At 52.8% G+C, this 15,883-nt stretch carries 14 protein-coding genes; 12 read left to right on the top strand and 2 right to left on the bottom strand.

All coding sequences use genetic code 11. The annotated features are described in order from the left end of the window. Positions 1-292 precede the first annotated feature (292 nt). Positions 293-1,054: a peptidyl-prolyl cis-trans isomerase gene (locus IGS51_RS03355; protein ID WP_367279244.1), complete on the top strand. Its 762-nt coding sequence runs from the start codon at positions 293-295 to the stop codon at positions 1,052-1,054. Beyond that, a complete protein-coding gene (locus IGS51_RS03350) occupies positions 1,054-3,582 on the top strand; it encodes a peptidase domain-containing ABC transporter (protein WP_297075889.1) in 2,529 nt (842 codons plus the stop codon). The genes IGS51_RS03355 and IGS51_RS03350 overlap by 1 nt, the downstream gene beginning before the upstream one ends. 12 nt (positions 3,583-3,594) lie before the next feature. On the opposite strand, the gene IGS51_RS03345 is transcribed toward IGS51_RS03350, so the two are convergent. Continuing rightward, on the bottom strand, positions 3,595-4,176 hold the full coding sequence (locus IGS51_RS03345) for a Uma2 family endonuclease (protein WP_297075886.1): 582 nt from the start codon (positions 4,174-4,176) through the stop codon (positions 3,595-3,597). A gap of 246 nt (positions 4,177-4,422) precedes the next feature. Then, positions 4,423-5,283, bottom strand: a complete 861-nt coding sequence (locus IGS51_RS03340) for a WYL domain-containing protein (RefSeq protein ID WP_297075883.1) — start codon at positions 5,281-5,283, stop codon at positions 4,423-4,425. Between the two features lie 228 nt (positions 5,284-5,511). On the opposite strand from IGS51_RS03340, the gene IGS51_RS03335 reads away from it, so the two are divergent. The 10 genes from IGS51_RS03335 to cas2 are packed head-to-tail and all read left to right on the top strand — an operon-like array spanning position 5,512 to position 15,507. Then, positions 5,512-5,715, top strand: a complete 204-nt coding sequence (locus IGS51_RS03335) for a hypothetical protein (protein ID WP_297075880.1) — start codon at positions 5,512-5,514, stop codon at positions 5,713-5,715. A 25-nt stretch (positions 5,716-5,740) separates the two neighbouring features. Then, on the top strand, positions 5,741-8,440 hold the full coding sequence (locus tag IGS51_RS03330; protein WP_297075878.1) for a CRISPR-associated protein Csc3: 2,700 nt from the start codon (positions 5,741-5,743) through the stop codon (positions 8,438-8,440). 11 nt (positions 8,441-8,451) lie between these two features. Continuing rightward, positions 8,452-9,459: a type I-D CRISPR-associated protein Cas7/Csc2 gene (gene cas7d / locus IGS51_RS03325; RefSeq protein WP_297075876.1), complete on the top strand. Its 1,008-nt coding sequence runs from the start codon at positions 8,452-8,454 to the stop codon at positions 9,457-9,459. A gap of 3 nt (positions 9,460-9,462) precedes the next feature. Then, on the top strand, positions 9,463-10,248 hold the full coding sequence (cas5d, locus tag IGS51_RS03320; RefSeq protein WP_297075873.1) for a type I-D CRISPR-associated protein Cas5/Csc1: 786 nt from the start codon (positions 9,463-9,465) through the stop codon (positions 10,246-10,248). Next, positions 10,241-12,529 carry a type I-D CRISPR-associated helicase Cas3' gene (cas3, locus tag IGS51_RS03315; protein ID WP_297075870.1) on the top strand — a complete coding sequence of 763 codons (2,289 nt, stop codon included), beginning with the start codon at positions 10,241-10,243 and terminating at the stop codon, positions 12,527-12,529. The genes cas5d and cas3 overlap by 8 nt, the downstream gene beginning before the upstream one ends. 3 nt (positions 12,530-12,532) lie before the next feature. After that, positions 12,533-13,375: a CRISPR-associated endoribonuclease Cas6 gene (cas6, locus tag IGS51_RS03310; RefSeq protein ID WP_297075868.1), complete on the top strand. Its 843-nt coding sequence runs from the start codon at positions 12,533-12,535 to the stop codon at positions 13,373-13,375. Positions 13,376-13,425: 50 nt separating this feature from the next. Then, a complete protein-coding gene (locus IGS51_RS03305) occupies positions 13,426-13,599 on the top strand; it encodes a hypothetical protein (protein WP_297075866.1) in 174 nt (57 codons plus the stop codon). Further along, on the top strand, positions 13,596-14,186 hold the full coding sequence (cas4, locus tag IGS51_RS03300) for a CRISPR-associated protein Cas4 (RefSeq protein WP_297075864.1): 591 nt from the start codon (positions 13,596-13,598) through the stop codon (positions 14,184-14,186). The genes IGS51_RS03305 and cas4 overlap by 4 nt, the downstream gene beginning before the upstream one ends. Positions 14,187-14,222: 36 nt before the next feature. Continuing rightward, complete coding sequence (cas1d, locus tag IGS51_RS03295) at positions 14,223-15,227, top strand: type I-D CRISPR-associated endonuclease Cas1d (RefSeq protein ID WP_297075862.1); 1,005 nt, start codon at positions 14,223-14,225, stop codon at positions 15,225-15,227. A gap of 7 nt (positions 15,228-15,234) precedes the next feature. Next, the gene (gene cas2, locus IGS51_RS03290; RefSeq protein WP_297075860.1) at positions 15,235-15,507 is read left to right on the top strand and encodes a CRISPR-associated endonuclease Cas2; all 273 of its coding nucleotides are present in this window, start codon (positions 15,235-15,237) and stop codon (positions 15,505-15,507) included. Positions 15,508-15,883 lie beyond the last annotated feature (376 nt).

The raw sequence follows: 15,883 nt of genomic DNA, 5'->3' as shown, positions 1-15,883 counted from the left end.
GGTCTGCGCCGCTGCCAGCCCGCCACCCAGCCACAGGCCCAGCGTCAGCGCTCCCCCCGCAATTAGGGTTCTGCAAAATCGGGGGCGATCGCCCCACTGCCTTTCTACTATCAATCGTTCCATCACCGTCAAACTCAACTCCAAACCAAGCGCTGGCCCATCCATTTATAACGTTCAATCGAACCATTCAGTTCCACTGTTCCGGCCCGCGCCCAACCCCAACCTCCCACCCCCTGAAACCTAACCCCCAACCTTGGGCATAATGGAGGGTGCTGATGCAGAGAGCTATGGCATGACTTCAGAGCCGTTTTTGACCATCGACGACCAGCCAATTACCGTATCCCAGGTCTTTCGCTACTTGCAGGCAGGGGGCAAGCTCGACGGATTCATCGGCGAAATCGTCCGGCAATACGTCATCGAGCGATCGCTCACTGAGGAACCCGACCTCCAGCCTAGTCCGGCGGTGCTGGAACAAGCCGTCGTCGATTTTCGGCTCAGCAACAAACTGACGGATGCCCAAGTCTTCCAGCAGTGGCTTAGCACCAACGGGCTGACCTACGAAGCCTTTCATGAGCGCATTGCCATTGGCTTCCGCATGGACAAGCTGCGGCAAAACGTGACGGAGCCGAAGCTCCAGGAATATTTCATCGAGCGCAAGATGTTCCTGGATCGAGTGGTGCTGTCGCGCATTATTGTAGACAGCAAAGATTTGGCAGAGGAACTGCGCCTGCAACTCTCTGAGGGAGCCAGCTTCGAGCAACTGGCGCGGGAGCATTCGCTGCTAGAAGACCGCGTGATGAACGGCATGATGGGCCCCGTCAGTCGCGGCAGTATGCCCGATATCCTGCGGGCGGCGATCGATCTGGCAAAACCGGGGCAGATCGTCGGCCCCATCGAGCTAGAAGGGCGCTGGGCCCTGTTTCGCGTCGAAGAACTGCTGCCCGCCGTGCTGGAAAACCCCCAGGTGCGTCAAACCCTGCAAAATGAGCTATTTGACCAGTGGCTTGCCGAAAAAATTCAAACCTTGCCGATTAAAATCAATATTGGAGAATAATGCCCCAAGACCCCCTTGCCAGCATTCCCTGGGATGCCCCTCCCCTCTGCTGGCTCAACGCAGATCAGCAAATTTCGGTCAAAAATCAGGCCGTTGTTCGCTCCTATAAGCTGGGCGAGGTGATCTGGTCGGCCGATGCGCCAGGGGAGCAATATCTGCTGCTGACGGGCAACGTGCGGCTGGTGCCGGAGGAGGGCAAGCCGACGCTGCTAAAGCCGGGGGACTGGTTTGGTGATTTTCCCAGCCTGACGGGCCCCTGGAAGGCGCGGGCGGCGGGCAAAGAGGTGCAGGTGCTGGCGTGGAACAGCGACCTGTGGGATGAGGTGTCGGCGCGGGTTCCCGAAGTGCGCCAGTTTTGGCTGGAGGGGCGATCGCGCTATCAGCCCGACTATTCCGACGCGCCCAAACCCGTGGCAGGGTTTCCCTTTGTGGGCGGCGTGAATTCGGCAGCGGCCTGCTTGACGATGGTGGCTCAGGTGCTAAATGCGCCGACGCAGATCGACTGGGTGCAGCGGCAGTTGCGCGGCCAGTTGCCCAAAGACTTGATTAACGCAGCCGAAAAGCTGGGGCTGCAAATGAAGCGCCTGCTGCTGACCGACTGGCGCGACCTGCAAACCGTCAGCTATCCGGCGCTGATGCTGTGGCATCGGGAGCATTGGGTGGTGGCCTACGGCGTGAAGGGCGATCGCCTGCTGATTGCCGACCCGCTCGATGGCGATCGCACCTGCAAAAGCGTCCCCAAGCCCGTCGTCCAATCGGCCTGGGACGGGCAACTGTGGACGGTAGAACCCGTTCAAAAGCAGGACAAATTTAGCCTCAAGTGGTTTTTGCCTGCGGTCTGGAAATATCGCGTGCTGTTGGGGGAGGTGCTGTTTGCCTCGCTAACGTTGCAACTGCTAGGTCTAGGGACACCCGTGATTACGCAAGTAATCATCGACAAGGTGATGGTGCAGGAAAGCATCCCCACGCTAGACGTGATGGGCATTGCGCTGCTGATCATCGCAGTATTCGAGGCGGTGCTGGGCATTTTGCGGATGTTTATCTTTACCCACACGACCAATCGGCTCGATATGGCGCTGTCGGCGCAGCTTTTCCGGCACTTGCTGCGGCTGCCGTTATCTTATTTTGAGGCGCGGCGCGTGGGCGATACGGTGGCCCGCGTTCAGGAACTAGAAGAAATCCGCCAGTTCCTCACCAGCACCGCGCTGACAGTGATTCTGGACAGTATCTTCTCCGTGGTTTATCTGGGCATGATGGCCTATTACAGCATTACGCTGACGGGCATCGCCCTGGCGGTGATTCCCCTGTTCGCCATCCTGACGCTGATCAGCACGCCAATCCTCCGCAACTGGCTGAACGAAACCTTCAACCGCAGCGCCGATAGCCAGTCTTACCTAGTGGAAACGATGACGGGGATTCATTCCGTCAAGGCCCATGCGGCAGAACAAACGACGCGCGATCGCTGGGAAGGTTTGTATGCCCGATTTGTCCGCACGGGCTTTCGCGCCACCACCACGGCAAACATCAGCAACCACCTGGGCGATTTTCTCACCAGCCTGTCGGCCCTGCTCATCCTCTGGTTTGGTGCGCGACTGGTGATTAACCAGGATCTCACCATTGGTCAATTGGTGGCATTTCAAATGCTGTCGGGGCGCGTCACGGGGCCACTGCTGCGACTGATCCAGCTTTGGCAAAACTTGCAGGAAGTGCTGCTGGCGGTCGATCGCATCGGCGACATCCTCAACGTTGCGCCCGAAGCAGAACCCGGCACGGGGTTGACCCTGCCCAACCTGCGCGGCGAAGTCGTGTTTGAAAACGTCTTTTTCCGCTATCAGCCCGACCAGGAGGCGATTCTCAAGGGCATTTCGTTTCGGGCTGAGCCGGGGCAGTTTGTGGGCATCGTGGGACGCAGCGGCTCCGGCAAGAGTACCTTATCTAAGCTGATTCAGCGGCTCTATCCAGCGGAGGCGGGACGGATTCTGGTAGACGGCTTCGATATCAAGAGCGCTGACCTGTCTTCGTTGCGTCCGCAAATCGCCGTGGTGCTACAAGAGGATTTCCTATTCAACGGCTCTGTGCTGGAAAATATTACCCTGGGTAATCCCAATGTGACGGCAGAGCAGGTAATCGAAGCTGCACGGATGGCAGTGGCCCACGACTTTATCTGCGACTTGCCCCACGGCTATGAAACCAGCGTCGGCGAACGCGGCACAGCCCTCTCTGGTGGACAGCGGCAGCGCATTACCCTGGCGCGAATGTTCCTTTCGGATGCGCCCGTGCTGATTTTGGACGAGGCCACCAGCCACCTGGATGCGGAAACCGAGCAGCAAGTCCTCGAAAATTTGAAGCAGGTGTCGAAGGGACGGACGCTGTTTCTGATTGCTCACCGCTTTGCCCCCTTGAAACGCGCCGACCTGATCTTGACGATGGAAAAAGGCGTGATTGTGGAGCGGGGCACCCATGACTCACTGTTGCAGGAAAAAGGGCTATATTATTCCCTCTATCAGCGCCAGCAAATGTCGGTCTGAGCCATCCCGCGCTCAGCTAAAGATCTCGGCAGGTGTGAGCGCAAAGGCAGGCACAACCGTCGATTGAATGGCTTCTGCCTCGCTGTAAACCTGGTCTTCGTACTGCCCATTCACCCAGAGGCACAGCGTCACCTGTCGGGTTTCGGGATCGACAATCCAATATTCTGCGATGCCGCGAGCCGCGTACTCGGTGCGTTTGTGGCGATAGTCGCGGTCACGATTGACCTGACCGGGGCTAACCACTTCCACCACCAGCGCCGGGGGCGGCATGTCGCGAGTGATTGTGGCGCGGGAAGCACCCGCCACAGCCGCCTTTGAGGCTTCGGTATGCACCAGCAGATCGGGAATCCGCGCTGTGGCCCGTCGCCCGGTCACTTCAATTTCTGTATCTTTATAGGCTAAAAGAGCGATAGGTAGGTGTTTTGCAAATGCAAACAACAGCTTGCGGGCAATATCGTTGTTTGCTTCAGATTCGGGGGGCATTTCGACCAGCGCTCCATTCACCAATTCATAACGAGTATCTGTACCGTCGTCGTGGCGCAAATAGTCCTCAAAAGTCAGGCATTGGGATTCGGTGGAGGTGGCTTGGCTCATGGATACAGCGCTCCGCTTGCACAGGATCGTTGGGGTTATTTTAACGAGATTTCTTATGCGTCGGGCAATCGCAGCACCGCATTTCCTGTACCGCCGTTTATAAAATTGCTCGCGCCTTTGATCTCCCTATCGAAATCGAAGATCGGGTAGAAATTCTGGAAGAGTAGACTGGCTGCCTTTGTCCAGCAGGGTTCCCTCCGGGGCAACGATTGCTCGTCGGGGCGATCGCCACTTAACATGGCTGGGTTAGTCGGCATTATATTGCTCAATCATGGCCAGGAGTTCTTGCTTAAAGCGATCGCGCACTGCCTCTGGCGACACAATCACACACTCAGAGCCATAGCGTCGCACCTCGCGAAAGAACCAGAACGTGTTGTGAATGCGGCGAACAACTCGTCGAATTTGCCGCTCAGGCAGCCACTCGTTGGTCAGATCCGCCCCTGTTTTTGTGCGATAGCCAAGAGCCAGCCCCCGCTTCAGATGAAGCTCAATCTCGATGTGGCTTAACTCGGGTTGCCATTGACCGTCGGCAGGAGCAATGACGGCTTCATCCGGGATTCGATCCAGCCGCAATGACCGATTGTGCCGCAGTAGTTCAATATCCTGGTTCCCCTCCGTCTCATCGCACCAGCAGTCGAGATATTGGCGATCTTCGTGACGCTCGATCTTGGCGTGGCGTACAGTAAAGTTCCACAGGCGATCGGCAGCATCTTGATAGATCAGCTTAAAGGGTCGGTGTAGCTGAATGCAGCGATCGAGGTCAGTGCGCCAGGGGGCGGTGGGCTGGTTGACCCAGCGCTCAATTTCTTGACGCAGCGGGTGGCTCAGTTCGCTTCGTTCTAGGAGCAACTGGGCTAGCTCTAGGGCTTCGTTGATCTGACCCGCGTCTTTGAGCAAATTCAGCGCTTTGTTACAGGTATCGATGCGATCGCGGCTCCAGTCGTGGTTTACCGCTAGCCGCAGCTTTCCACGGGCGATCGCCTTCAGCAGCTTCGAAACATTGGGTTTATCTCCCCAAGTCTGGTCAAACTCCAGCGCAAGCTGCTCTAGCTGAGCTTTTTCATGCTCCTCGATCGAGAGCGTAATAGAAGATCGTTTCTGAGGCATAGGCGATTTCCAAAAAATGTACGTACACTTTGTCCGTTCAAATGTTGACTCTCCCTCATTATCTCTGTAAAGATAGGCTCATTCCACAAAGCACGTACACTTTATCCGGTCAATCGATGCCCTTTCGCGCAATGCAAGCCTCATTGGCACAAGTTTTGATTTTTCAACATTTACTGTCTGAATTGGGATTCACACAGCAAATTTGGGAGTAATACAAGGGGAACTCGCATGACCATGATGGAAAAGCTGAGGCATATGCTGAGTGACGGCCAGTGGCACTCGACTTCAGAACTGGTGGAGCGAGTGGGGCATCGGTTTTCTGCTGCGCTGCATCGCGCAGTCAAGGAGCATGAATGGCAGGTGGAAAAACGGCGATCGGATTTCAGAACGTTTGAGTATCGGCTGGTTGGAAAACAATCAGGTATTAGGTAGCGCCAACTTTTGAAGAGCAAGATCTATGTACAGAAAACGCCGTCTATTCAAACAAGACTCACAGAATTTAGACGAACTATATTTCAATGTCATCCGACCCAAATTATATGAACTACATGGCGATCGCGCCCAATACGGTAGTCGCCAAGGACGAAGTTTAGCTGAACACCTCGACTCTGCCTGTCAGTTTGTTCTTACTGTAAGCAAAATCGCTCAAGTGCCTGACGATAAGCGATCGCTCATCCTTGCTGCAACAGCAGTTCACGACCTCAATAAGCTAGATCCAAGAGAGAGAAACGTGAAAACATTAGCTCGCGATCGCACTTTTCTCAAAGAACAACTCGAACAAGCTGGCGTAGCTGACTGGGTAAAAACCGATGAAGATCTAGAACTGGTGCGCCGCTTAATTGAACGACATTCCGGGCACAGTGCCAGCGATGGTATGCGGTTTCTACCCGAAGACCCCAATATTAAGCGCTGGGCGGCAATGCTCATTGGCGGAGACCTTTACGACCTGGGCATTCCTGAAGAAGAGCGCATTCGTAAGGTTGAAACTGAACTGACGGTGGCTCTACAAAAGGATACCCACTTGTTCAAAGTGGGCTTGGCAGAAGACCGAGGTTACTTAACTGCTTTACTCCTAGCAGCCTGCGAAGAGGTTTTCTATGAGCGGGGTTTAGCGACCTTATCTATTGATCCAGATGGACAGCTTTTTATTGGTGAACGTTTTCCTGAAAAAGATTTGACCGTGGCGATCGCCCAAAAATGGCACCGCAAAATCAACCAAGTTTTCAGTGGCAACGTCGAGCAACTGGTCAAAGCCACCAAAGACGGCATCAAGGTTGACCCGCAGGCTGTGCAGCAGAACCCTGATGCGGCCATTGAACAGGTCGATGCTCTGCTAGTCAAAAAATTTAGTAGCTACAGACCTGAAAAAATTGCTCAGGACGTTCAAAAGTACGGCGGCGAAGCTGGGGCAGCAGCCGTGGCCGCTGCGGCAGACCTGGGCTTGCTACCCATTGCTAGCGCTGAAGATTTTGCGATTTCAGAAGGGTTAAAAGCTGCCTATCTTAGCTACCGCGAGGCTGCCCTTAGCCCCAAGGATGCTTGGGATCGAATTGCTGAACAAGTTGAGTTGACATCTGACCAACGGGTCGCTTTAGAGCCGTTCAATGCTCAGTATGGACGATGTTTATTTGCTGCCAAAGCTGTGCCTCAAGGTCAAGCGGCGATCGCACCTTTACTCCGAGATTCCTTTCAACTGCGCCAAACCGAAGATACCTCAGTGCCCCAGGAGTTGGTGGCGGCGGCTGCTCAGTTGCTCAATTTTGCTCATCCTTCAACCTGGCAAGGCTTTGCCGAACTCACCAGCTATATCGAGGCCAATCCTCGACTGCGCTGCTCTCTGGGGCCAACCTCGACGGCTCCAGTAGAGGAGTTGATTTCCGCCAAAATGCCCCCAGAAACGAAGGTGCAGTCGTTCTCCAACCGGCTACCAGGCGGCATGAGTGCAGATCCCAAACGCCGAGGCGATACCCTGTCAGCCCTGGGCTATCAACTGCTCACTGTTGGCGCGAATTTCCCGAAGGCTAGCAAGCAGGCTCCATTGTACCTGCATTTTGCTTTACCCAAAGGCTCTAGCGTTGAGCTTCAACGCATCTGGAAGCAGTTTCTCCAGCGCACCGCCGCAACTAACGAAGACGGCACTGTCACTATTGATGAGCTACAACTCTACCGAGACAACCAACTCGTCTTCAAAGCCAACAAAGTCGTGGGGATGGCCCTACCCAAACGGCCAGAGTTCATGCATTCCACCGTCACCATCCCCGTACTCTGGGGTGAAGTGAACAACTCGCTGGCATTACTCAAGTCTCTGCGACTGGCCCTTGAGATGGCCTTAGCTCTGGATATTGGCTTTCCCTTTGTACTCAGCGCCAACCTGGAAATTGAGCCGAGTTGGGATATGTTTGGGCGGGTAGAGGGCATTCCGTCCGCTCTTCAACCTCTTTTAGGCTCAGGGCAATACCTCCGCGAGGGAAATCTCTCTACACAAGAACGTCGCCAGCAGGTTACCGCTGAAGCAGTATCAGAGCGCTTGCAATGTTTAGGTCAGCTATCCATAGCCGTAGCCAGTCTGCAAAAAAAAGATGACTGTTTATATGACTTGGCACGCTCAACGGCTCGTCCTTTAGATCTATATCACGTCCTCTTGCGCTGGCTGTTGCGAGAGCAGGATGATCCCAACTTGGAGGCAACCTGGACCCGAATTAAAGAACCTTTGACCACCCTTTTGGAGAGTCTGATGTCAGAAGAACATGATTGTGTCTCGCGCTACCTCAAGCAGGCGGCTCACATTGCAGAGGTTGGCAAACTGCGCGGTAGCTCCTTCCGTCGCACGGCCCAAGCCGAACCTTTTTCAGAGTTCATCAAGGCTATCCGCGCCCGAAAAGCTCATATGGATTGGGATACGGTTTTTGCGGCCTTGGTGCAGCAATACCACAACCGCCTGGATCGCATTCGAGAGCATGGGGTTGGAGCCACCAAGTACGAGCAAATCTCGCAATACTACGACGTGCTTAAAGATCTGTTTGTCGAGGTCTATAACTCTCGCCCCGACCGACTCTTAAGCGACAGCAAAACCCTAGAAGCTGCCTATCTCTTTTTCCTTCAGGAAGCCCGCAAAGAACTGAAGGCTCAGACTGAACAACAATCTACACAAGCTTAGGAGTAATCACCATGTCTATTGAAAAACTGCAACCTTTTCTCGCCACTAGCTACGAAAACTTTCCCAAAAGTCGCACCATTGGCGCGGTGGTGCTGCGAACCACCCAGTCGGAAACCATCTTTCGCACCGAAGGCACTGGAGAACCCATGTGCAGCGAATATGTACAGGCGGGCATAGCAGACACCGCTACTATCCCCCGCCTGGTGATGACCAAACGCAAACAGATTGCCCCAGAGCGGCGCAAAGGGCGCGAGTTTTTGCGGATGCACGAACTTCTGTATCTAGACCCCAAGGGCAACTCCATCTGCTCTCTCAACACCAACGCCCCATGCGAAATGTGTATTGACTGCTTTCTCTATGGCTTTGCCGCTGGCGGTGAAGGAGCACAAAAAAGCCGGGTGTGGACTGAAGATGCCTTTAGCGTGCTGCCCTCTACCGAACTGATTGGCGATCGCACGATCAATGCCATCTTTGAAACGGGCACCATGCGCGACGAAGAAGGTAAAGCCTCCACTGCCCTTAACACCAGCGAATACATCAAACCAGGGGTTCATTTTCTCGATATCGTCACTTTCAAAGACGTGACCGCTGACGAGCTACGCTACGCCCTTGGCAATATTTTGCTAACCTCTCGCTATGGCGCTGTTTCCAGTCGGGTTGGCCGCATGGAGAACCAAATTCTGGGTATCTTTGGCGGCATTGCCGAACTTCCGAGTTCTCTGGAACTGGTGCAGGCTACTTATGACAAGCTACCGGCCAACCAGCGAGAGCATCCCCTCAACACCAATGCTCTAGTCACCGCTGCACAAGAAGTTATATCAACCTGGACGAATAAGCGAGGTATTTCAGTGCAACTCTCCGTAACCGAGTTAAACGAGTTGATTGCTGATGTAGACCGCCATCTTTCGCCCGACGACCAAGCCAATTTCCTTAAGCGGCTTAATGAAGCTTACGAACCCATGCGTAAGATCCAGGCTGCCTCAAAGAAAAAAGGCAAAGGCAAAGAGCAGGAGGCGTAATCCATGACGCAAGTCGCGCTAGAGCCTCAAACCACCCCACCTCCCTACAAAACGGCTCAACTGATCGAGCTATGGTGCGCTGAGCCTGTCTTCTTTGCCTCCAGAGAGCTATCAGATACCTACTACACCGAAGGCACTATCGGGAACTATGCCCTAGCCTATGCCTTGGGCTGGGTGCGATCGCCCTATCGGTTGCTCGGAGAAGCCACCGGACGACCCACCTATCTCGAAGATCTCACCTCCTTGTTAGGTCAGCACTATATTCTCCCAGCCTGGCCTATAGAAAACTCAGCCTCCTTTCGCTTTGAACGATTCAACGCGCTATCGGACTCCTACTGGTATGCCATGACCAACAACCGGGTGGCTACTGCTAGAGAAGACTTGCCCCTAAAGCGTACGGGCACTAAGCCCAACACCTTTCGTCCCAGCAACTTTCCACAAACGGGGCGATTGCGAGTTATCGAGCGAGGCAACCGATTTCAAACTATTCATTTTGGCGACGGAGAACTGCCCGAATACATCCGAGTCGGCAAGTTTATGAGTAAAGTCAGAGTTGAGATTGTGAAAACAGTTAGTGTGACCGCCCTGCCTCCAGGGGAATACAACTGCCAAGCTTATCTCAACTCAGCCGATCTCCCTACTGGTTTAAGCTTATTGAGTTTTGACTTGATTTCAATTCCCCCAGCTTCGTTGCTCAAAAACCTGCAATTTAGCGGAGCAGCGTGGCAAGTGGGCGATTACACTCTCCCTGCCAACCTAGAATTTTGTGGAGGTCGAAATCATGGATAGCCTTAGAATTCAACTCGAACCCCGCAGCATCGCTACTTGTCCTAATCCAAGTCTTCCGACTGAACTGCTAAAAGCCTTTGGTCACGGTATTCTCCAACACCAGACTGAAGTCTACGAAGCAGCCAAGACCCACGATATTATTCTTGATTTGGCACCAACTGGAACCGGCAAAACAAAGGCAGGACTGAGCGTTATTCACCATAATCGCAATCGCAATGCGATTTATATCGCCCCTACCAATGCCCTCATCGAACAGCAGACCGAGGCTGCTCAAACGTTTGTTGATGTCACTGGACTCCCTCACGTCGTCGTTGCTGCCTCTGCTAAACAAGTGAGGGAATGGCCGGATGACAGGGTTGGGCCGCGTCCAGGAGAGAAGATCTATAACCTGCTAAGGGAGCCTGCCACAATTTTTCCTGAGTATGGCGGCCGGCCTCTGCTCCTAGTCACAAATCCAGATATCTTCTACTACGCAGCCTTTTTTCAATACGGTTCTAAAGATAGAAGTAATATCGCGAGTGAGTTTTACAGCAGTTTCTCAACGATTATTTTTGACGAGTTTCATCTCTACGATGCAAAGCAGCTTGTTAGCTTGCTGTTCTACCTGGTCTTGTCTCAGGTATTTAGCTATTTTGAGCATGGACGCAAAATAGTTCTTTTAACAGCAACTCCCGAACCTGCCTGTGAAGCAGCTTTAGATCTCCTGCAAAAAGAAGGAGTCAAAATTCAAAAAGTTGACGGGCAAAGTAGCAAGAGTCATCAGATACCCTCGCAAACTTCAGTCAATCTGGAAATTCGACAACAGATAGACAAGGAAAGCTTAATTGTCGAGATAACCGATGAAGTTGTAAATCGACTTCAGAAACAGCCCGATCAACACGGAGCTATCATATTAGACTCGAAAGATACGCTTAATCGTATTGCGGATCGACTAAGACAGAAAATTGGAGAACATCATTTTGGGCGAATCATTGGAAATACTCCGAAAGAACAGCGGCACTCAGCAGCCCAAAAACAAGTCATTTTGGCAACTAGCACTGTCGATGTTGGCTTTAACTTTGAGCGAGAGATTGAACCAGATCGTCAAAACTTAGACTGGCTTATTTTTTCATCGCGCGATCGCTTCTCTTTTTGGCAGCGGATTGGTCGTGTTGGGCGAGTCTTGGGTAAGCCTGTTACTCATATTCCTTCAGAGGCGATCGCCTATTTGCCAGAAAAAGCTTGGGAACAGGGTATTGCAGATCTACCTGTTGATGCTGGCCGCACTGGTTTACAACAAAAGCTTGAGGCTTTGGATTGTCTGAAGCGACCATTTCTGGACATTTACTGGCGTTCAGAAGCTTTCTTAGAAATAGCCAGACCGCTCCTTGAACTAGAGACACAGCTAGAGGGACTGCCTCAGGCAAGTCTAGTTACTGACTTGTACAGAGTTCTGCAAACCGTTCTTCAAGGCAAGCGAGACTGGGATTTCTACAAAAAACGAATGCGACTGTTACAGGGGGCAGAAAATCTTGCAAAAGTGCCGCCCGAAAAAATTCAAAAAGACTGGAAATATATTAAAGGTGGCCAAAGTTGTTTAATGAGCTTCCTTAGAACCTGCTGCCCAGAAGACTATGAAGATATTCTGACAGGTCGTGCTTCCATTGCTTCAGTAGAATCCCTCCTAAAAGAAAACCTTGATCTAGCGGAAGACCTTCGTAATTACGCTAAGATTCTCCACGTTAGCTATAGTCCATTATTTCGATTCAGGGATAGCTTTTTTGAAAGCCTGAAGATTCAAGACCCCCACAAGCTTCTACTGGATGAAGCTGGGGAAGCCATCATTGATCCTATACATCTTCTCAGATTTTATGAATTTGAATCAGATGAAGAAAAAATTATTGCTTTAAGTAGAGCGGAGCAACCTTATTCCCTTGCATTCTCCCTATACGTCGATAGCCTAGAAGAGTTTGAAAATAACTGTCTTTGCAGATTATTTGCCTTTGAAAACTGCTCCATCAAGCGCATGATTGGCGACTCAACTCGTCCTACAGCCTTAATTAAAGAAATCGAGAAACAGCTAATTCCAGGTGTTGTTGTCAAAGAACATAATAAAAATCGATGGGCAATTGTCAAATTGCGAAAGCAAGGACTAGAGTGCTACCCCATTCATGTTTCTGGCTGCGATAGCCCAACTCCCAAGGAATATCTATTTTTCCCTAGTCTTTCTGGCATTCTCGCGATCGCCACTGCTGGAGTTAACTTGCAAAGTCCTGACAACGAAGAATTCTGGGTTGCTTAAGCCATGCCGCACAGTCTCATCCTCAACCTCCAACCCCGATCGCCCATTCAACCGGGCTACCTAACCGGGAAGCATCTCCATGCGCTATTTCTGACGCTGGTGAGTTCTGTGGATCGCGAGTTGGGCGATCGCCTCCATAGCCAGACCACCAACAAAGCCTTTGCGCTCAGCCCGCTGCAACGGGGCGATTCTCCTTCGGAGCGGCAACGCCAACGCCCCCGCACAGAACATCTTCTCCAGTGGCAGCATTCTTACCCCATTTCGGCGGGGATGCCCTGCTGGTGGCGCATTTCGCTGCTGGATGATCAGCTCTTTGGCAACCTGTCTCGGCTGTGGCTGAACCTCAACCCGCAGCATTCCTGGCATCTGGGGGCGGCTGATTTATATATCACCAGCATCCTGGGAACACCGCAATCGACCCAGCCTTGGGCAGGCTTTGCGCCCTATCAACAGCTCTACGAGACAGCATCGCCAGAGGAGCCGCAGATTCACCTCCGCTTTTTCACACCGACTGCGTTTCGCCAAGGGACGTTTGATTCTGCCCTGCCCAGCCGAGAAAATGTCTTTGGCAGTTTGCTGAGGCGATGGAATGAATACAGCAACATTCCGTTTCCAGAGTCAATCGTCGAGCATTTATTTCCCAGTTATTTTGACATTCGCACGGAGTTGGTGAAAGATGCGCGGAGCAAATTCATCGGCTGTGTGGGCGACCTGTCGTTTCGCATTATGGGAGCGGCAAACGCAGAAACAATTCGACAACTCAACACGCTGGCAGACTTTGCGCTGTATGCCGGAGTGGGGCGCAAGACACCCATGGGAATGGGCATGACCCGGCGACTTGCCTAGCCACCAAAATTTTCTTATCTCGTTAATTTATCCATCTACCTAAAACCGATATGGACGTGATCACCCTTTCTGTGATGATCGCTGGCTTTGTGCTGGCTTGCCTGAAGGAATCTCCGCCACCGCCCAAGTCTACGGAGCAGCAGCTTGGGGAAGCGCTGGGCAAATACCTGGAAAAGGGTGTGACGATCAATGTCAACTTTAATGCTCAAAAGAAAAAGTCATGAATCTTGAAGACGTGCCGATTGCGGCGCTCAATCAGTATGCCTATTGCCCGCACCGCTGCTGGCGGATGTTTTGCGCGGGAGAATTTGTGGACAATCACTACACGCTGGAGGGGACGGGGCTGCACGATCGCGTCCATTCCCTGGGGGCGGGGCATCGCGAAGAGACGTGGCAAGTGCGGGCGATTTGGCTGCGGTCGGAGCGCTATGGGCTGGTGGGTAAGGCAGATTTGATCGAGGCGGAAAAGGGTGAATATTATCCAGTGGAGTATAAGCGCAGTGCCACGGGCGAGTTTGAGAATGATGCCTTGCAAGTGTGCGCTCAAGCGCTGTGCCTGGAGGAGATGACGGGGCGGCCTGTGACGATGGGCTATGTCTACTATGCCCAGTCGCATCAGCGGCAGGCGATCGCCCTCACGCCAGAGCTACGACAGCGGGCGATCGCCACCATTGAACAGGTCAAAACGCTGCTAGAAACCGGAGCCATGCCGCCTGCGGTATACACGCCACGCTGCAAGGGTTGCAGTCTCTATGCTCAATGCCTGCCACGGGCAGCGGCCCAGGTCAACCAATATCAGGAGAAGGGTTAAGAGAAAAGCTAGGAGAAGAATTAGGAGATAAGCTAAATGGGAACGGTTTATATTACTCAAGAAGATGCCTTTATTGGGAAAACCGATGAGCGGCTAAAGGTGCGGGCCAATCAGAAAACGCTGCTGGATGTGCCGCTGATCAAGGTGGACGGAATTGTGGTGCTCGGGCAGGCGACGGTCTCTCCGGCGGCAATGATCGAACTGCTAGAACGCCAGATTCCCCTGACGTTTTTGACGGCGACGGGCCGATATTTGGGGCGTTTGGAGCCACCGCTGACGAAGAACGTGCTGCTGCGATCTGCTCAATGGAGCGCAGCCGGAGACACCGAAGCGGCCGTTCAGATTGCTCGGAGCGTGATTCGGGGCAAGTTGAAGAACTATCGCAATACGCTGATGCGGGCCCAGCGAGATTATCCGAATCTTGACCTGAAGGAGGGAATTACGCGACTGGAGCAGGCGATCGCCCCAATTGACACAACCGATGCGATTGATTCTTTGCGCGGGCTAGAAGGGGCCGGCAGCGCAGCGTATTTTGCCAACTTTGGGCAGTTAATTCGTCAGGAAGGATTTACCTTTTGCACCCGCAATCGCCGCCCGCCGACAGACCCAGTAAACGCGCTGCTCAGCTTTGGCTATGCGCTGTTGCGGCACGATGTGCAAAGCGCAATTAACATTGTTGGGTTTGACCCCTACCTGGGATACCTGCATGTGCAGCGCTATGGCAGACCGTCGCTGGCGCTGGATCTGATGGAGGAGTTTCGCCCGCTGGTGGTGGATGCGGTGGTGCTGTCGGCAGTGAATCGTAAATCGCTGACTCCGGAAGACTTTACGACGGAGCCGATTAGCCATGCAGTGGCGCTGTCGGACGAGGGGCGGCGGACGTTTTTGCGACTCTATGAACAAAAGAAGCAATCCTCCTTTTCGCACCCGGTTTTGAATAAGAAATGCACGTATCAGGAGAGTTTTGAGATCCAGGCGCGGCTTTTGGCAAAGTTCTTGATGCAACAAACAGACAAATATCCACCGCTGATTATCAAATAGCAAAGCCATGTATCTGGTGATTTCCTACGACATCTCGGATGACAAGCGCCGGACTAAAATTCACAAGGTTTTGAAGTCCTACGGCCAGTGGATGCAGTTCAGCGTGTTTGAATGCACCATTACAGAAACGCAGTACGCCAAGCTGCGATTGCGCTTGAGCAAGCTGATTAAGCCGGAGCAAGATAGCATTCGGTTCTATACGCTCTGTGCCTGTTGCTATGGCAAAGTCGAGCGCATAGGCGGAGAGGCGGTGCGTGACGACACCATCTTTTTTGCTTAAAATTGAGTGAAAGCTGCGCGAGTGGATGGCTGTATTTTGCGACAACCTCTTCTGAAATGGCGCAAACGCCCAGTCTATCGTTGGTTGGGCGATCGCTCTTGCAAGAACAGTTCGCGCAAGCCCCCAAATGCTGGATAGACGTGCGATCGCGGTGACTATCTGACATGACCTAGCATATCCCATCGGCTAAATATGCAAATCCGCGATCGATTCGCGCATTTGAACCTCGAAAATCGAATATACTAAGGACTACGGAGTCCTGCCGTCGCAAAACCCCCAAATCCCTTCCAGGGATTGAAATTCTACACCTAAAGTAGAGACACCGACCAGTATCGATTCGAGGTCGCAAAACCCCCAAATCCCTTCCAGGGATTGA

Source organism: Thermoleptolyngbya sp. M55_K2018_002 (assembly GCF_015295965.1).
GTDB lineage: Bacteria > Cyanobacteriota > Cyanobacteriia > Elainellales > Elainellaceae > Thermoleptolyngbya > Thermoleptolyngbya sichuanensis.
This window is presented reverse-complemented; position numbering and strand designations above follow the sequence as displayed.